Below are 17,602 nucleotides of genomic sequence, written 5' to 3'. Positions count from 1 at the left end.
ACTTTTCTCATGCATGTCGGTCAGCCGAGCGGCGGCAATGTCTCCGTGCCGGTGCCGGAGACCTCGGGTTCCTACAATCCAGAAACCTATAACGAGCAGGTCTACGTGCAGACACGCGTGGCGCGCTACTGCTATTTCAATCGCTAGAAGGACAGACTGATGAAGATCGACCGGATGCGGGTGTTCATGACCCGCGACAAGGACCGTCCCCGCGTAATCGTCGCACTCGACACGGACGACGGGTTGACGGGCTGGGGCGAATGCTACAACCACGGTCCTGATAAGGCGCTGCCGCCGCTGCTCGACTATCTCTATGGCTTTCTCTCCGGCCAGGACCCGACACGCGTCGATTATCTCGTCAACCTGCTGATCCAGCAAAGCCGCTTCCCGCCGGGCGCACTCGGCCTTGCCGCGATTTCGGCGCTCGACCATTGCCTGTGGGATCTGGCGGCCAAGGCCGCGAATGTTCCCGTATACAAGCTGCTGGGTGGCGAGGTGCGCGACCGCATCAAGGTCTATGCCGGGGTCTATACCGCCCCCGACGCGCCCGCTGCTCGCGACGAGTTCGATCGCCTGAAAGAGGAATGGGGGTTCACGGCCTTCAAACTCAGCCCCTGGCGTATCGACATGCATTCCCATCGTTGGGGGAATGTCGTGAAAGCCTCGGCCGATTATTTCCGCTCGCTGCGCGAGACGGTGAATGACGAATATGAGATCGCCTTCGACGCTCATGCCAAGATTTTCGAACCGATCGCCGCAAGGCAACTCGGCAATGCGCTGGCGCCCTATGATCCGCTGTTCTACGAAGAGCCGCTGCGTCCGGAGAATATCGATGCCTGGGGCGATCTGAAACAGGGGCTCAACTGCGTGCTGGCCACCGGCGAGTCGCTTTATAACAGGAACGAATTCCTGCGGCTGCTGCAGGTCAAGGGCGCCGATCTGATCCAGCCCGACATCTGCGTCGTCGGCGGCATCAGCGAAATGCGCCGCATCGCCACGCTTGCCGAAGCCTATTTCGTCGGCGTTGCTCCGCACAACCCGATGGGACCGCTGGCGACGGCGGTCAATGTGCATTTTTCGGCCGCGGCCCAGAACTTCCGCATCCTCGAATACCGGCTGCCAAAGGGCCAAGCCTATGTCTACGGCGGCCTCGATATCGAGAAGCGGCAGGGGGAAACCCGCTATGTGGTCGATCCCTATCTGCCGAAGAACGGCTATCTCGAGCTGCGCCCCGACCGGCCCGGCTGGGGCGTCGAGATGGACGAGAAGGCAATGGAGGAGGAAGGCTATATCCACTGGCAGCGGCGTGTGCCGAAGCGGCCGGATGGCTCTTACGCCTTCGCTTAGAGGCGCCGCTCGAAAGAACCGGGACAGGCTGCTGCCGCATGGCAGCAGCCTTTTCCCTGGTCATCAGGCGAGACCGACCTTATGCCTGATGATGGCATTCTCCAACATCTCGCATGTTAGAGGACCCAGTCATCGCGATTTTGGACTTCGGCAGCTCTGTCTTCGCGGCAAATCGTTTCCAGCGCCAACGAGGCACGGCTGGAGTGTCTTTGTTTGTGCCGCAGGATTGCAAACTGGCGGGACGGCAAGGGAAAACGCGCCTTTACCAACAGACCTTGCGTCAAGAGCGGCGCGGCCACGGCTCCGGAAACGACCGTTGCGCAGAGGCCTTCTCTTGCTGCCGATATGACGGCTTCGTTCGATGGCAGCTCAAGCGCGACAGTCAGATCTCCGGAGCCAATGCCAAGATTGGAAATCGCCGCCTCGAAAGCCGACCGGGTTCCGGACCCCTTTTCCCGCATGACCCATTTTGTGCCCGAAACCAGCTCCGCCGGGGCAATCGGTTTGCCACGCGCCCAGGGATGGCGCGGACCGACAACGACAAGGAGTTCGTCCTTGGCAAGCGGCTGAACATTCAGTGCCGGCTCATCAACGCTGCCTTCGACGAAACCGACTTCCGCCAATCCATCGAGAACCGCTTTTGCCGCCATGGCCGTATTGCCGATCACCAGCTTCAGGTCGATGCCCGGATAGCGGGTCTTGAAACGCATCAGCATCGCTGGCAGCCAATAGCTTGCGATCGTCTGACTGGCAAAAACAACGAGCTCACCCTTTTGCAGGCCGCCGAGATCGGACAAGACGAGCGCTGCGGCTCTTGCGCGTGCGAGAGTGGCTCTTGCCTCCCCCAGAAACACCCGCCCTTCATATGTCAGCTCTATGCGCCGTCCGACACGGTGAAAAAGCTGGACCCCATAGGAGGCCTCGAGATTGCGGATGGCCGAACTGACGGCTGATGGCGTGAGGCTGATCGCCGAGGCGCCGTTGGTCAGGTGCTCGCGTTCGGCAACCGCTATGAAAATGGAGAGCTGTTCGAAGGTCATGACGCAATCGTTCGATTTCACCGAATGAACTATATTAAACTATTCAATGGAAGGCGACAATCGAGTATGGGACAGTGAAGCATTCCGCAAGGTCTTGCCCATGCTCGTTTCCGTCTCACGTTCCCCGTCGCTTCCTGCTGTCCTGCCGGGACTTTTCTTTTGCGCGGCAGTCGCGATCATTGCGCAGTTAGTCGAGCGGTTGCAGATGATGATGTTCGGCGCGCACTGGATAGAGAGCCTCGTGCTGGCCATTCTAATTGGCATTGCCGTGCGCTCCTCGATCCGTCTTCCGCAGACTTTCACTCCAGGCATTAACTTCGCCGCCAAGACGCTGCTCGAGATTGCCGTCGTGTTGCTGGGCGCCTCGCTCAGCACGGCTGCCATCCGACAGGCCGGATTGCCGCTTGTCGGCGGAATTGCCGTCCTGGTTGCTCTGTCCCTGGCCGGCAGCTTTCTGCTCGCGCGGCTATTGGGGCTGTCGACCGGCCTAGCGACCTTGGTTGCCTGCGGCAACTCGATCTGCGGCAATTCAGCGATTGCCGCTGCAGCACCTGTCATCGGCGCGAAACCGGAGGATATCGCTGCCTCGATAGCCTTTACCGCGCTGCTCGGCGTTGGTGCGGTGCTGGCGCTGCCGCTTCTGCATCTGGTCCTGGGGCTCAGCGCCGTACAATATGGCGTTTTCGCAGGGCTGACAGCCTATGCCGTGCCGCAGGTGTTGGCAGCCACAGCCTCTGCCGGAGCCGTCAGCACCCAGGTAGGCACGCTCGTCAAGCTGATCCGCGTGATGATGCTCGGACCCGTCATTCTTGTGCTCGGCGCAGTTCATCGCCGCCGTCCCGGTGGCTCCGCAGTCAATCTCCGCCATCTTCTGCCATGGTTCATCCTCGGCTTTGCAGCCATGGCGGCGCTTCGCTCCTTCGACGCAATCCCGGCGCCGCTGCTGGCCGGGATGTCGGCTGTCTCCGCTGCCTTCACCGTCACCGCCATGGCCGCGCTAGGTCTCTCCGTCAATGTGAGATCCATCACCCGTGCCGGCGGCCGGGTCCTTGCAGCGGCGGCGCTGTCACTTCTGGCTCTGGCGGCTCTTGGGTTTTGCTTGATGGGGCTGCTTGACATCGGCTGATCGAGGCGATCTGCCTAAAATACCGGCAAAGATTCCGGTTGCCTTCCAAACGATCGGCCGTTAGCCTGTATATACAGGTCGGTTGGAAACAAAGATCGTCATGCGGGTCATCTCTTCACAGCAGGCTGCGGATCTCCTCGAAGACGGGATGACGGTCGCTGCTTCGGGTTTTGGAGGATTCTGCCACCCCGAGGCCATCACGGCTGCGGTGGAGGAGCGTTTCGTCGCCTCTGGAAAACCCCGCAATCTCACGCTCTTGTTTGCTGCCAGCACGGGCGATCGTCAGACGCGCGGCATGGGGCATTTTGGCTATGAAGGGCTCGTCGCCTGCGTGATCGCCGGGGGCTGGCGAGGAACGCCGCGCCTTGGCAGGCTGGCGATCGAGGAAAAGATCGAAGCGCATTGCTGGCCGCAAGGCGTTATCGCCCAGCTCTATCGAGCGATTGCCGCCGGTCAGCCTGGGGTGATCACCCATATCGGGCTCGGTTCTTTCATGGATCCGCTGCATGGCGGCGGCCGTATGAATGCGACGACGCCGCGCGCGCTTGTCGAGCGTGTGTCGTTGCGCGGCAAGGAATGGCTGCTCTATCCCTCGATGCCGCTCGACTGCGTGCTTTTGCGCGGTACGACGGCCGACGAAGACGGCAACATCACCCTCGAGGACGAAGCCTTTCCCCTCGACGTGCTTGCCATGGCACAAGCAGGCCGAAATTCCGGCGGTATCGTCGTCGTGCAGGTCAAGCGGATTGCGGAGCGTGGCTCGCTGCCGCCGGGCGATGTTCGCATCCCGGCGGCGCTGGTCGATTATGTTGTCATCTGCGAAAATCCGGCCCAGCACGGCGTCAATTTCGCCGAGAAGGACAATATCGCCTATACCGGGCGCGTCCGCATGGCGGCGAGCCGTCTGCAGCCGGCGCCGCTGTCGGCCGATAAGATTATTCAGCGCCGCGCCTTCCTGGAGCTGGCGCCGCTCCATCGCCCGACGATCAACCTCGGCATTGGCATTGCCGCCGGGATCGGCCGTATCGCCAGCGAAGAGGGATTTGACGATTATACGGTGACGATCGAATCCGGCGTAATCGGTGGCGTGCCGGCCGAGGAACTATCCTTCGGCGCTGCCGTCAATCCGACCGCGATCGTCCCACAGGCTTCGCAGTTCGACTTTTACGACGGCGGCGGCCTCGATATCGCCTTTCTCGGCATGGCCGAGGTGGATAGGTACGGTGCGGTCAATGTCAGCCGCTTCAACAATTCCATCGTTGGCGTCGGTGGCTTCACCAACATCTCGCAGACGGCGAGGCGTGTTGTCTATCTCGGCGCGTTTTCGGCTGGCGGCGCGGAAATTGCGGTTGCCGACCGCAGGCTCGACATCATCCGGGACGGCAGAGTTTGCAAGATCGTCGACCACGTCGACCAGATCAGTTCGAGCCCGGCCTTTGCGTCGGAAGGGCAGACACAGCTCGTCGTCACCGAGCGGGCGGTCTTTCAGGTGATCGACGGCTGCCTGACGCTGACGGAGTTTGCCCCCGGCATCGATCTCGCCGCCCACGTTCTCGACCGCCTGCCGAAGGGCGTCGCGGTGTCGGACCAGCTGAAACAGATGGATGCGCGCCTGTTTTCCACCCACGCAATGAAGGTCTCTGCCCCATGAAAATCGATGGAGCCGTCATCATCGTCACGGGCTCGGCAACAGGCGTCGGGGCCGCATGCGTGAAGCAGTTCGCCGAGGGCGGTGCCCGGGTGGTGGTCAATTACAGCCGCAGCAAGAAAGAGGCCGATGAAACGGCCGATATCTGCCGCAGCCTGGGCGCGCAGGTCGAGATCGTCCAGGCCGATGTTGCCGACGATGCGGCCTGCCGCCGGATGGTTGCGACGGCCGTTAAACGGTGGGGGCGGCTCGACGCCCTGGTGAACAATGCCGCAACGACGGTCAAATCGGATCCTTTCGATCTCGAGACATTGTCGGCAGAGGATTTTCAGAGTGTTTTCGGCGTCAATGTCATCGGGGCCTACCAGATGTGCCGGGCGGCGGTGCCTGCGATGCGTGACAGCGGCGGCGGTGCGATCGTCAATGTCTCATCCAACGTTGCCTTTACCGGCGGCGGCAGTTCGCTTGCCTATACGGCCTCCAAGGGCGCGCTCAATGCGCTGACCCTGGCGCTAGCGCGCACCTGCGGTCCCGATATCCGGGTGAACGCGGTTTGCCCCGGCATCATCGATACGCGCTGGATGCGCGATACGCTCGGGCCGGATGCCTATGGCGCCATTGCCAAGCGATTTTCGGAATCCGCGCCGCTCGGCCGGGTCGCAACGCCGGAAGACGTTGCCGGCGCGATTGTCTGGCTTGTTCAGGGGGCAGACTTCGTCACTGGCGAATTGCTTTCCGTCGACGGCGGCATCCGCCTGTCCGGTGGCATTCGCAAACCCGTGGCATCCAGCGGAGCCGCATCGTGACGCTGTCGGCCCAATCCATTCTCGATTTCCCGGTGCCGCAAGCGACGCATGTGGTCACCGCAAGGGATGCCATCCTCTACGCCCTGTCGGTCGGCTACGGCACCAACCCGCTCGACGAAAACGCGTTGAACTACGTCTACGAACGCGATCTGGTCACTGCACCGACGCTTGCCAATATCGTGGCGCATCCGGGCCCCTGGATGCAGCAGACGGGTGTCGACTGGGCGCGTCTGGTGCATTCCGAACATCGCCTGGCGATCCACCGGCCGGTCCCTCTCGATGTGCCGCTGATCTCCCGGTCGCGCGTCTTGTCAGTGGTCGATCGCGGCGTTGAGAAAGCCATGTTCGTCAGCTTCGAGCGCATGATCGCAACCGTGGACGGTGACGAGCCGATCGCGACGATCGTGCAGACGAACGCCTGCCGCGGCGACGGTGGCTGCGGTTCGGCGGGATTAGCGCCTGAACCTCTGTCCAAAGTCCCGGACAGAGAGCCTGACGTCGAATTCAACGTCGACATCCCCGGTAACGCCGCGCTGCTTTATCGCCTGAACGGCGATCGCAATCCGCTGCATGTCGACCCACGGGCAGCGGGCAGCAGCGGCTTCGATCGGCCGATCCTGCATGGGCTATGCAGCTTCGGTTATGCGGGCTACGCCATCATCGCCGCCATCGATCCAGGGATGGCTGCCGGTTTGAGCGCGATCGCGGCGCGGTTCAGCGCAGCGATCTTTCCCGGAGAAACGATCACCCTGCAGATGTGGCGCAACGACGCTGAAATTCGCTTCCGGGGGATCGTTGCTTCCCGGGGCGTGACCATCCTCGACAATGGCATGGCGAGGCTGTCATGACGAAAGCGGTCAAGCCGGCCGCCAGCGAGGCGCGCCAATATATCAGGATCAAGGAGCAGATCCTGGCCGAGATTGCCGAGGGCAAGCTGCAGCCGGGAGACCGGGTATCTTCCGAAAGCGAACTGGTGGCGGCATTCGGCGTCAGCCGCATGACGGCGAACCGGGCGCTGCGGGAGTTGATGTTCGAGGGTGTCCTCAAGCGATCCGCCGGCATCGGAACCTTCGTGTCGCCAAAGCACCTTGACGTCGATCTGCTTCAAATTCGCAACATAGCCGACGAAATACTGGAGCGGGGTCACACGCACAAGGCGGCGGTTGTCCAGGCCGGTTTGATGAAGGCGGATGCCAATGTTGCCGACGCGCTCGAACTGACCCTCGGCGCTGAGGTGATGCATTCGCTGATCGTGCACCTGGAAAACGACCAGCCCATTCAGGTCGAGGAGCGCTACGTCAATCCGCTGGTCGCGCCAGACTATCTGTCGACCGATTTCAGCAGCATGACGCCGAACGAATATCTGACGAAGGTGGCGCCGATAACGGCGTTCGAACATATCGTCCAGGCCGTCAAACCGGACACGACGATCCGCAAATATCTTGGCCTGAAGAATGATCACCCTTGCCTGCGCGTCTTTCGAAGGACCTGGTCGGGCGAGGCCGTCGTGACCTGCGCGCTGTTATACTATCCCGGCGCGCAATATCGGCTGGAAGCGCGGTCCACCAAGGGTCCTTCGAAGCCCGTCGCCATTCTCGGAGAGAAGCAGTGAGCGCCACCCATTCTCCATCGATCACCTTCAGCGCGTCGCCACCGACGGTCGAGGACATCGCGGCAATTGCCCGTCGTCACGCCAGGATCGAAATCTCCGCCGAGGTCGAGGCCCGGATTATGGCGGCGCGCGCCGTCGTCGATCGCTATACGGAAAGGGATCTGCCGGTTTACGGCCTGACGACGGGACTGGGAGCGGGGGTCGATACACGACTTGCAACGGAAGATCTGGTGGCGTTTCAGATGCGTGTGCCGCAAGCCCGCGCGGTCGGCGTCGGAAAGCCGCTTGCCCAGGAATCCGTGCGGGCGATGATGGCCGTCAGGGCAGTCGGCATGGCGGCGGGCGGTTCCGGCATTTCGCTGAACGTGTTCCGTGGTCTGATCGCCGCCATCAACGCAGGTGTCCATCCTGTCGTCCCGTCATTGGGCTCGATCGGTGCTGCGGATTTGGCTCCGCTTGCCCATATGAGCCGGGCGCTTCTCGGCTTCGGCGAGATCGAGCTTGGCGGCGAAGTGCTGCCGGCCGGCATCGCCCTGGAAAGGGCCGGCCTGAAACCTCTCGAATTGGCGCCGAAGGACGGGCATGCGCTTGTCGTGGCCAACAGCCTCTCCATCGGCCTCGCCTGCTTGGCGCTTGAGGATATCGAGCGGCTTTTCGATTGGTCTCTGAAGGCGATTGCCGTTAATTTCGAAGCGTTCAGGGCCAATGTCAGCGTCTTCGACGACCGCGCTCTGGCTGCGAGACCGGCCTTCGGGCAGCGCCGCGTCGCCGCTCAGCTGATGGAGTTGCTTTCGGGAAGCTCCTTGCTCGCCGCCGATGCCGCAAGACGTCTCCAGGATCCATTGAGCTACCGCTGCACGCCGCAGGTCTGGGGTGCGTTGAGGCATGCGATCGATGAGGCAAGGCAGGCGACGGAGATAGATCTCGTCAGCTCCAGCGACAATCCTGTCGTCATCGCCTCAGAGGGCGTCATTCTTGCGCATGGCAATTTCGACATGACCGCTTTTGTCCTCGCCTGGGAACGGCTGGGGCAGGCGATGGCGCATTGTGCGGCAGGCACCGCCTATCGGATCATGAAGATCATGTCGCCTGGCATGTCCGACCTTCCACGCTTCCTGACCCCGATGGGCCAGAGCCGGACCGGTTTTGCGACAGTGCAAAAGACCGTCTCGGCCATGGAAGCCGAAATCCGTCATCTCGCCATGCCAGTTTCGCTCTCGCCCCTTCCGGTCGCCGATGGTGTCGAAGATCAGGCGTCGATGGCCCCGAGCGTTTTGGCAAAGACGCAGGCGATCGTCGAGCGCCTGCGTTATCTCGTCGCCATCGAACTGATTGCCTCGGCACAGGCCCTCGAGCTGCGCGGCGTCTCAGGCGAATTGGGCAAGGGATCGGCCGGGGCCTATGCATTCGTCCGCAGCCACGTCCCGGCGCTTGAAGAGGACCGCGCGCAGGGGCCGGATTTTGCGACGATCGCCGCATTGATCGGGCTTGGCCCGCAATAAGCCCGGTTCGCCACTGCCCCACCAAGAAGGGCAGGGCGCCGACCGGTCATGCCGACGGTTATTCTGGGGATGCCGCCGGTTCGTTCATTGAAAAGTCAACAAGAGGGAATGATTATGAAAAATTGGACAAAGGGCATATTTGCAGCCGGCATCATCGCAGCCGTCATGTTCCAGTCTGCATCCGCAGAGACTATCAAGGTCGGCAGCAAGAATTTCACCGAGCAGTTCATCCTCGCTGAAATGTATTCAGCCGTTCTGGAAAACGCCGGCTTCACGGTCGAGCGCAAGATCAATCTCGGCGGCACGCTGATTGCGCATCAGGCATTGGTGGCCGGCGAGATCGATCTCTATCCGGAATATACCGGGACGGCGCTCGCGTCTGTCGTCAAGGGCGAGATGTCGACCGATGCCGACAAGGTCTACACCCAGGTCAAGGACTTCTACGCCAAGCAATTCAACCTCACATGGCTGAAGCCGAGCGGCATCAACAACGGCTATGTCATCGTCGTCCGGCAGGAAACGGCGCAGGCCAACAATCTGAAGAGCCTGTCGGATCTCGCCAAGGTCTCCAAGACACTGGTCTTCGGCGGCGGTGCTGAATTTCCCGATCGCGCCGACGGCCTGCCCGGTCTGAAGCGCGTCTACGACGCCGAGTTCAAGGAGTTCAAGCAGTTCGCCAAGCTTGGTCTTCGTTACGACGCGCTGGAACAAAAGGACATCGACGTTGCCAACGGTGCAGCGACCGACTGGCAGATCGGCTCGAAGAACCTCGTGCCGCTGGCAGACGACAAAGGTCTGTTTCCGCCCTACTACGTGGCGCCCGTTGTTCGCCAGGACGTGCTCAAGGCCAACCCGAAGGTTGCCGAACTGCTGGAAGCGGTTGGCTCCCATCTCGACAATGAGAAAATGCGGGTCCTCAATGCCAAGGTCGAGACCGATCACGAGGAAGCCAAGGACGTGGCGGTCGACTTCTTGAAGGAAAACGGCCTGCTGCCGAAATGATTGTCATGCCCCCGTGGCCGGATATCCATCCGGCCGCGGTCTGGGGCGGCGATCCTTTCAAGGGGTTGTTCGAAAATCCGTCCGGTCGGCAGCGGGCAGGAATGTGGAGAAGCGGGAAATGCAGGAAATCTGGATCGATTATCTCAACGCCCTCGATGCCAAGGCGCTGGGGCTGACCAATGACGAGATTCTCGATGCGGTGTCGAAGGCGCTGGATGCGCAGGGCAGGGGTGAAACCGTCATCGAGCCGCGGGTTCATCTTGTGCCGGAGAGCTCCGACAAAGGCCATTTCAATGTGCTTCGCGGCTATGTCAAAGCGCTGAATTATGCCGGCGTCAAAGTCGTCGGCGACTTCGTCGACAACTACAAGGTGGACCTGCCTTCGGAGCTTGCGGTCCTCAACCTGTTCGACCCGAATACGGGTGTGCCGAAGGCCATCATCGACGCGACTGCCATCACCGACATGCGCACCGGCGCCGTCACCGCTCTTGGCGCGAAATATCTCGCTCGCAAGGACAGCAGGGTGCTCGGTCATATCGGTGCGCGCGGAACCTCTTACTGGAATGTCCGACTTCTCGACCATCTCTTCGACTTCGAGGAAATCCGCGTGCATTCGCGCCGCCCGGAAAGCCGCAATGCCTTCGCCAAGCGTCTTGAGGCCGATCTCGGCAAGAAGATCGTCGTTACCGACAATTGGGAGGATTGCCTCAAGGACGCCGACATCATGGTCGAGGCCAGCCGCCTGCCGGAACCGGCGCCGCTGTTCAAGACCGAATGGGTCAAGAAGGGAGCATTCGTTGTGCCCTATGGCACGATGAGCGCACTCGAATTCGATCTCACGGACATCATGGACAAGGTCGTCGTCGACGATTGGGGACAATGCGGCCCCGGCAAGCCTTTCGGGGCGCTTCGCCGTCACGTCGACGAGGGCAAGGTGACGGCCGAGAACCTGCACGCCGAAATCGGCCAGATCATTTGCGGCAGGAAGCCCGGCCGCGAGAGCGATGAGGAGACGATCCTGTTCTGGCACCGCGGCCTCAGCACCACCGATGTGGCGCTCGGCGCCGCCATGGTCGACAAGGCAAGAGAGATGAACATCGGCCAACGGCTGCGGTTCGCATAATTGCCATGGTGTTGTCCAAGCCGATCGCCTGTTCGAGAATGTATAATCTCAGTCCGTGCATTCGCGGCCTGTGGGATGCGCTGTTTGCGCAGGTCAGTCTGCAGTCCGGCATCGAACTCGAGATCATCGCTCACGCAGCACCGGCACCGTTGTCGGAGCTGTGGGCGAGGCCGGACATGGGAGCGGTCTTCATGTGCGGCTATCCGTTTTCGCACATGCCCGAGGCTGCGCGACCGACGGTGCTTGCCGCACCCGTCTCGAGCGAGGCATGGTCTTTGGACCAGCCGCTCTACGCCAGCCACATTCTCGTCGCCTCCACCGGGCCGGTAAACGCTGTGGAGGATCTCGCAGCGGCACGCTGGGGCTGGACTGTGCGCGATTCCCAATCGGGCTATCACGCAGCGCGTTCTTTCCTTGCCGACCGGTTTGCCGGGAAAATGAAGCAGAGCATGACGGTCGGACCGCTGCTCAACCCGTCGGGCATCGTCGCCGCCCTCAAGGACGGCAGGATCGATGCGGGTGCGATCGACGCTTACGCCTTCCAATTGTTGCGGATGCACGAACCCGATGCGATCGATGGTCTGCGTATTCTGGCGACGACCGAACCGCTTCCGGCGCCGCTGCTGGTTGCCTCGCAGACATTGCCGTCGGGCGTCGCCGCAGCGTTGCAGCAAAGCCTCGTGACATTGCATGGAACGGCTGAGGGAGCGGCGGTTCTGGTGCAGCTCGGCCTCAAGCGGTTCTCAACGGTCGTTCCCTCGGCCTACGATATTCTGCCGCAGAGAGCAGACGACGCCGATCGCAGATTGGGGATCTCATGGTAGACAGGCGAAAGAGCGCCCCGATGCGGAGGTCTCGACGATGAAATGGGTCCCTAAACATCTCGACCGGCTATTCGAAGCACTGTTGGAGCACCTCTATCTCGTTTTTTCCTCGGTTGGCATTGCCCTGGTGATCTCGCTGATCGTCGGGATATGGGCGGCAAGGCGGCCGCGGAGCTTTGCCGTGATCGTCATCTTCACTGGTATCCTGTTTGCGGTGCCGAGCCTGGCGCTGTTTGCGCTTCTCATTCCCATCATGGGCATCGGCGCGGCACCCGCCATAACCGGTCTTGCCGCCTATTCGCTGATGATCCTGATCCGCAATATCGGCATGGGATTTCAGGCTATTCCGCGTGACATATTGGAGGCCGCCGATGGCATGGGCTACGGCACGGCGCGGCGGATCTGGGAAGTCGAACTGCCGCTGGCAGTGCCTTATATCGTCGGCGGGCTTCGCATCGCCATGGTGACGGTCATCGGCATTGCGACTGTTGCCGCCTATATCAATGCCGGCGGGCTCGGCGTCATAATTTTCGAAGGCATCGACCAGCGCTTTCCTGAAAAGATCATCGCAGGCGGGTTGCTGACGTCGTTTCTGGCGCTCTTTGCCGACTACTGTTTTGCCTCGCTCGAAAAGCTGCTGCGCCGGCGCAGCGGAGGGAAGGTAGCATGATCGTTATCGATGCATTCAGCTGGATCTTCAACAATTCCGGTACCTTCCTCACGGCTTTCAATCGCCATCTTCTGATGTGCGTCCTATCGCTCGGCATCGCCTTTGTCATCGCGGTGCCGCTCGGATTTGTCGTCGCACGGGCACCGCGCGCCGCCTTTGCGGTGGTCAATATTGCCGGCGCCTTGCGCTCCATCCCCAGCCTTGCGATCCTGTCGGCGACGATGCCCTTTCTCGGCATCGGATTGCTGCCGTCCGTGATCGCCCTCATCGTCCTGGCCGTGCCGCCGCTATTGTTGAACACGATCATCGGCATCCGCGAGATCGACGCCTCGGTGATCGATGCGGCGGATGGAATGGGCATGAGCTCGGGGCAGATGCTGTGGGAGATCGAACTTCCCCTGGCCGTTCCCGCGATTCTGTCGGGCGTCAGGACGAGCGCCATCCAGGTCATCGGTGGGGCGGCGCTAGCCTCTTTTATCGGCGGCGGCGGGCTTGGCGATTTCATCAATGCCGGCATTGCGATCATGAACATGCCGCGCCTTCTCGTCGGAGCGGTGCCAATAGCCCTGCTCGCAATCTTTGCGGAATTGGCCTTCGGCACCCTGGAGCGCCTCTTCACTCAACGGCGCTGAGCGGCCGAAAGCGGATATCAGGATGATTCATCTCGATCATGTTACCAAGAAATACGACGGAAGCGGCCCGCATGCGGTCGACAATCTCGATCTGCTGATCGAGACCGGCACGACGGTTGCCCTGATTGGTCCTTCTGGCTGCGGCAAGACCACGACCATGCGGATGATCAATCAGTTGGAAACGCCGACGGCGGGACGCGTGCTGGTTGACGGAAGAGATATAGCCCGGGTCGATCAGAAGGAGCTCCGCCGCAGCATCGGCTATGTCATCCAGCAGGTCGGTCTGTTTCCGCATATGTCAATCGCACGCAATGTCGCGACCGTCCCGCGGCTTCTCGGTTGGGACAAGGCGCGCAGCGATCGCCGCGTCGACGAGCTCCTGGATCTCGTCGGCCTTGATCCGGCCGTCATGCGGCAGCGCCTGCCGCACGAATTGTCGGGCGGGCAGCGTCAGCGCGTCGGTTTCGCGCGTGCGCTCGCAGCAGACCCCGCAATCATGCTGATGGACGAACCGTTCGGCGCGATCGATCCGATCACCCGTGTTAGGCTTCAGGACGAATTCCGCGATATTCTGAGGAAGGTGAAGAAGACCGTCGTCATCGTCACGCATGATCTCGACGAGGCCATCAAGATGGGCGATCGCATCGCGATCATGCGGGATGGCCGCCTTCTCCAATATGATAGACCGCAGGAAATTCTTGCGCGTCCCGTCAACGAATTCGTCGAGAACTTCCTCGGCCCTGACCGAGCCATAAAGCGGCTGAGTTTGATTGCTGTATCGACGATCATGACCGCGCCGGAACCGTCCAACGGCGATGCCGAGATCGCCGCTGACGCCACGGTTCACGAGGCCTTGGCGCTCATCCTCTCCGGCGAGATGCCGGGCCTCCATGTCAGGTCATCCGATGGGACGCTTGCGGGATATCTGTCGCGAGCCACCTTGTTGCGCGCCAATCGGCTGTAGAACAATTCCGGCTAAAGTCCGCAGCGGTTTTGCTCAACGTGAACAAGACCACCTGCCCTTGCCGAAGGGTCAATACACGAATGCTACCCACGCGTGCGGAAAGGGTTTGCCGATCGCCTGTCTCAGGCTGTCGGTGCCGGCTCGATTGACGTCAACTCCGCTCGTTCACTCTCCGCTTGTCTAAGCGTCTTTCGGCAGCACTGAGCGAACCCTTGCGACGAAGGCATGGAAGTCCCGCATGAACGTGCGCAGGAAATCGGCGGTGCTCTCGTTCGTGACCTCGCCGTCATCGGTGATCAGCCCCGGGGTGAATTGAATGTAGGCTTCCGGAGCATTCATCTGCGGAGAGTTGCAAAAACTAAGCACGCTGCGCAGATTCTGCTGGGCGACGGCTGTGCCGATCGCGCCCGGCGAGGTGCCGATCACCGCAGACGGCTTGCGTGTGAACGAGTTGGTGCCGTAGGGGCGGCTCGCCCAGTCGATTGCGTTTTTCAGCCCGCCGGGGATGGATCGATTGTATTCGGGAGTGACGAACAGCACGGCGTCGACGGCCGCGATCGCCGCTTTGAATGCCCTGCCGGCCGGAGGGTAATCGGCGTCGTAATCGTAACTGTAGAGTGGCAGGTCCTTGAAGGATATCTCTGACATTTCAAGTTCCGGCGGGGCGACGCGCACCAACGCCTTGGCGAGCTTGCGGTTGATCGAACCCTTGGCGAGGCTGCCGATAAGATAGCCTACTTTATGCGTGGTCATGGCGTTCTCCAGTATCCCGCATGATAAAGGACATATCATACGCGGAATTCTCGACGGGGTCTCTGTCCTTTGGGTCCAAGCAACTATTCGCCGATAAACGTGACCGTCTCGGCCAGTGGGGCGCGGCCCGTACGGGCGTAACTTACCGCAGGGTCTTCGTAGCCGATCGACATGCCGCAGAAGAGGATCAGCCCATCGGGCGGCGACAGTACCTCGGCGACCGTCTCGCGAACCTGCGACCATGCCATCTGCGGGCAACTGTGCAGTCCTTCGGCGCGAAGCAGCAACATGACGGTCTGCAGATACATGCCGACGTCGGCCCATTGAGGTAGGCCAAGATCGCGGTCGATGTAGCAAAACAGAGCGGCTGGCGCGCCGAAGCAGTTCCAGTTGGCGATTGCTGCCCGCTGGCGTGCCTCCCAGTCCTCGCGCGCAATGCCGAGCGCGCTGTAGCGTTCCTTGCCGAAGGCGGAGCGGCGCTCGCCGTAGGGGGGCTTCAGCACGGAGGGGTACATCTCATACTGCCGCTTGTCCCAGGCGTCGCCATGCGCCACGCGCTCGACGGCTGATGTCTTGAGTTCGGCCAGCGGCGCGCCGGTCATCACGTAGGTATTCCACGGCTGGATGTTCGATCCTGACGGGGACCATGCCGCGGCAGCCAGCACCCGCTCAAGTATTTCCATCGCCACAGGCTGGTCTTTAAATCCGCGCACCGACCGTCGGCTTGTGACTGCCTCATATACGTCCATGATCGCCTCCATGCGCCAGGCCGTTCGTTCCGTTCCCGATGTGGTTCATTATCTCCATTCGCAATGGAGGCGTAATCACACCGTGGTCTAGGAGGCGTATATCAAACGTACATCAGCGATCGATGCGGTCGAAGGGCATGTCAGCAGAATTGGAGACCAATCATGAGCGGCAAGATCAGCGTTCCGCCATTGGCGTCAGGTGCGGACGGCTCGGGCACGTTCTGCCGCCGTACGGCGATGCGATCCGAAGATGTCCGCGAGCGTATCGAGCATTGCCCTGACCCCGTCAGATTGAAGTGAATAGTAGATCGTCTGCGCAGCCCTTCGTGTTTGCACGAGTTCCTGGTCTCGAAGAATTGCCAGATGCTGAGACGTCGAAGATTGGCTCAATCCCACTTCGTCAGCCAGTACGGTTACGGACATTTCTCCTTCGCTCAACAGATGCAGAATGTGAAGCCGTTTGGAATTCCCGATGGCCGACAGGAAGATTGCTTCGGTGTCGAAGGCATTGGTTTTAGGGGAAGGCGCGACGGACGATTGATTGTTCAAGGCGAGATCTCCTATGGGGAACCGAAGCGGTACGGTGTCATATCCCCGAACTTTAATTTAGAGATAACGCAAGCGTGCGGGGCCGAAACCCATTGATGGCGCCGAATCGTCTTTTTTGGCGTGAATCGGATACGGCGTGCATCAAATGGACAGCCGGCGTTCTTGGCGCCTTGATTAAAAGCTAACGCGCCCCCGCCTGACGCATCTGCACTGGCAATGTTTCCCAGGCCCGGATCAGCTCGCCGATAGAGGCGGCCTCCATCTTGTGCATGACGTTGCTGCGATGCAGCTTGACCGTCACTTCGCTGATGCCAAGGTCGAAGGCGATCTGCTTGTTTAGGCGCCCGCGTGCCACTTCGTGCAGAACCTCCCGTTCGCGCTGCGTCAGCGTCTCCAGCCGTTCGATATTGCGATTGGCGATCGCCGCTTCCGCTCGTCGTTCGCCGTCCATTGAAATGGCGGCGGTTACGGCATCAAGCAGCGTCTGATCCCGCGCAGGCTTGGTGAGGAAATCCACGGCGCCGGCTTTCATCGCCTGGACGGTCATCGGGATATCTCCATGGCCGGTCAGGAAGATGATCGGCTTGGCAATGCCGTTCTCGGCCAGATGGCTCTGCAGATGGAGACCGCTTGCCCCCGGCATGCGCACATCGAGGATCAGGCAGCCGGGTCTGTTCAATATATCCGCGTCGAGCAGTTCGCGCGTCGAAGCAAAGCTGACCGGCTGAAAACCGGCCGACAGGATCAGCTCCGACAGCGCCTCGCGAATGGATGCGTCGTCGTCCACGATCATGACGAGCGGCTGATCCTCTTCACGTTCACGCTGCGCTGACAAGGGCGCCGATCTACGAACAAACGGCTGGTCAACCCTCATGTCACCCTCCATTTCTCGATTTGTGTAAGGCATTGGCGATGGCCGCGATCAGGGCCTGGGCATCGAATGGCTTGCGGAAGAATCCGCCGGCGCCTTGAGCGCGGCCCTGATCTGCGATCTCGTGGCGGCCCGTAATCAGGAAAACCGGCAGCTCCGGGCGTGACTTCCTGACGAGATCGCGGAGTTCGAAGCCGTCGATGCCGGGCATTCCGATATCGGTGATGAGCAGATCGAGGTCCGACAGCCCGTTGACGAGCAGCGAGCCTGCCGACGAGAAGCCGCGGGCGACATAGCCCGCCGATTCCAGAAGGTCGCTCATCGATTCAAGAAGTCTTGGATCGTCATCGACAATTGCCACGACATGTCTTGTCTTGTTCATGT

At 61.1% G+C, this 17,602-nt stretch carries 19 protein-coding genes and 1 pseudogene; 14 read left to right on the top strand and 6 right to left on the bottom strand.

The window, feature by feature from the left end; translation table 11 throughout:
• Positions 1-24: 24 nt before the first annotated feature.
• Both NXC14_RS32785 and NXC14_RS29990 read left to right on the top strand, forming a co-directional pair.
• Positions 25-147 (top strand): annotated as a pseudogene (locus tag NXC14_RS32785) (mandelate racemase/muconate lactonizing enzyme family protein); the annotation flags it as partial.
• 12 nt (positions 148-159) lie between these two features.
• Positions 160-1,347 (top strand): galactarate dehydratase, encoded by a 1,188-nt coding sequence (locus tag NXC14_RS29990; protein WP_085781652.1) that lies wholly within the window; start codon positions 160-162, stop codon positions 1,345-1,347.
• A gap of 116 nt (positions 1,348-1,463) precedes the next feature.
• Here the strand turns inward: NXC14_RS29990 and NXC14_RS29985 are convergent, their stop codons facing one another.
• Positions 1,464-2,387 (bottom strand): LysR substrate-binding domain-containing protein, encoded by a 924-nt coding sequence (locus NXC14_RS29985; RefSeq protein ID WP_085781651.1) that lies wholly within the window; start codon positions 2,385-2,387, stop codon positions 1,464-1,466.
• Positions 2,388-2,487: 100 nt separating this feature from the next.
• Here NXC14_RS29985 and NXC14_RS29980 point away from each other — a divergent pair, with 100 nt between their 5' ends.
• From NXC14_RS29980 to NXC14_RS29925, 12 genes are all read left to right on the top strand, one after another.
• Entirely contained in the window at positions 2,488-3,513 is a 1,026-nt protein-coding gene (locus tag NXC14_RS29980) for a putative sulfate exporter family transporter (RefSeq protein WP_085782053.1), read from the top strand.
• Positions 3,514-3,613: 100 nt separating this feature from the next.
• Positions 3,614-5,164 carry a CoA-transferase gene (locus NXC14_RS29975; protein ID WP_085781650.1) on the top strand — a complete coding sequence of 517 codons (1,551 nt, stop codon included), beginning with the start codon at positions 3,614-3,616 and terminating at the stop codon, positions 5,162-5,164.
• The gene (locus NXC14_RS29970) at positions 5,161-5,967 is read left to right on the top strand and encodes an SDR family oxidoreductase (RefSeq protein ID WP_085781649.1); all 807 of its coding nucleotides are present in this window, start codon (positions 5,161-5,163) and stop codon (positions 5,965-5,967) included. The genes NXC14_RS29975 and NXC14_RS29970 overlap by 4 nt, the downstream gene beginning before the upstream one ends.
• Positions 5,964-6,815 carry a MaoC/PaaZ C-terminal domain-containing protein gene (locus NXC14_RS29965; protein WP_085781648.1) on the top strand — a complete coding sequence of 284 codons (852 nt, stop codon included), beginning with the start codon at positions 5,964-5,966 and terminating at the stop codon, positions 6,813-6,815. Before NXC14_RS29970 ends, NXC14_RS29965 begins: the two co-directional genes overlap by 4 nt.
• Positions 6,812-7,579: a histidine utilization repressor gene (gene hutC, locus NXC14_RS29960; protein WP_085781647.1), complete on the top strand. Its 768-nt coding sequence runs from the start codon at positions 6,812-6,814 to the stop codon at positions 7,577-7,579. Before NXC14_RS29965 ends, hutC begins: the two co-directional genes overlap by 4 nt.
• Positions 7,576-9,081: a histidine ammonia-lyase gene (gene hutH / locus NXC14_RS29955; RefSeq protein WP_085781646.1), complete on the top strand. Its 1,506-nt coding sequence runs from the start codon at positions 7,576-7,578 to the stop codon at positions 9,079-9,081. The genes hutC and hutH overlap by 4 nt, the downstream gene beginning before the upstream one ends.
• A 69-nt stretch (positions 9,082-9,150) precedes the next feature.
• Positions 9,151-10,083 carry a glycine betaine ABC transporter substrate-binding protein gene (locus tag NXC14_RS29950; RefSeq protein ID WP_198175598.1) on the top strand — a complete coding sequence of 311 codons (933 nt, stop codon included), beginning with the start codon at positions 9,151-9,153 and terminating at the stop codon, positions 10,081-10,083.
• Positions 10,084-10,201: 118 nt separating this feature from the next.
• Positions 10,202-11,206, top strand: a complete 1,005-nt coding sequence (locus NXC14_RS29945; RefSeq protein WP_085781645.1) for an ornithine cyclodeaminase family protein — start codon at positions 10,202-10,204, stop codon at positions 11,204-11,206.
• 5 nt (positions 11,207-11,211) lie between these two features.
• Positions 11,212-12,030, top strand: a complete 819-nt coding sequence (locus NXC14_RS29940) for a PhnD/SsuA/transferrin family substrate-binding protein (protein WP_085781644.1) — start codon at positions 11,212-11,214, stop codon at positions 12,028-12,030.
• A 37-nt stretch (positions 12,031-12,067) separates the two neighbouring features.
• Positions 12,068-12,700 carry an ABC transporter permease gene (locus tag NXC14_RS29935; RefSeq protein WP_085781643.1) on the top strand — a complete coding sequence of 211 codons (633 nt, stop codon included), beginning with the start codon at positions 12,068-12,070 and terminating at the stop codon, positions 12,698-12,700.
• A complete protein-coding gene (locus NXC14_RS29930; protein ID WP_085781642.1) occupies positions 12,697-13,332 on the top strand; it encodes an ABC transporter permease in 636 nt (211 codons plus the stop codon). The genes NXC14_RS29935 and NXC14_RS29930 overlap by 4 nt, the downstream gene beginning before the upstream one ends.
• A 22-nt stretch (positions 13,333-13,354) precedes the next feature.
• Positions 13,355-14,296 (top strand): ABC transporter ATP-binding protein, encoded by a 942-nt coding sequence (locus NXC14_RS29925; RefSeq protein WP_085781641.1) that lies wholly within the window; start codon positions 13,355-13,357, stop codon positions 14,294-14,296.
• 180 nt (positions 14,297-14,476) lie between these two features.
• On the opposite strand, the gene NXC14_RS29920 is transcribed toward NXC14_RS29925, so the two are convergent.
• The 5 genes from NXC14_RS29920 to NXC14_RS29900 form a co-directional block, all read right to left on the bottom strand.
• Complete coding sequence (locus NXC14_RS29920; protein ID WP_085781640.1) at positions 14,477-15,049, bottom strand: NADPH-dependent FMN reductase; 573 nt, start codon at positions 15,047-15,049, stop codon at positions 14,477-14,479.
• Between the two features lie 83 nt (positions 15,050-15,132).
• Complete coding sequence (locus tag NXC14_RS29915; RefSeq protein WP_085782051.1) at positions 15,133-15,798, bottom strand: nitroreductase; 666 nt, start codon at positions 15,796-15,798, stop codon at positions 15,133-15,135.
• 195 nt (positions 15,799-15,993) lie between these two features.
• The gene (locus NXC14_RS29910; protein ID WP_085781639.1) at positions 15,994-16,347 is read right to left on the bottom strand and encodes a metalloregulator ArsR/SmtB family transcription factor; all 354 of its coding nucleotides are present in this window, start codon (positions 16,345-16,347) and stop codon (positions 15,994-15,996) included.
• A gap of 181 nt (positions 16,348-16,528) precedes the next feature.
• Positions 16,529-17,221 carry a response regulator transcription factor gene (locus NXC14_RS29905; RefSeq protein ID WP_085781638.1) on the bottom strand — a complete coding sequence of 231 codons (693 nt, stop codon included), beginning with the start codon at positions 17,219-17,221 and terminating at the stop codon, positions 16,529-16,531.
• A 1-nt stretch (position 17,222) separates the two neighbouring features.
• A complete protein-coding gene (locus NXC14_RS29900) occupies positions 17,223-17,600 on the bottom strand; it encodes a response regulator (protein ID WP_085781637.1) in 378 nt (125 codons plus the stop codon).
• Between the last annotated feature and the right edge of the window lie 2 nt (positions 17,601-17,602).

The sequence above is a fragment of the Rhizobium sp. NXC14 genome (genome assembly GCF_002117485.1).
Taxonomy (GTDB): Bacteria; Pseudomonadota; Alphaproteobacteria; order Rhizobiales; family Rhizobiaceae; genus Rhizobium.
The sequence above is the reverse complement of the archived record's forward strand: the minus strand, read 5'-3'. Positions and strand labels throughout refer to the sequence as shown.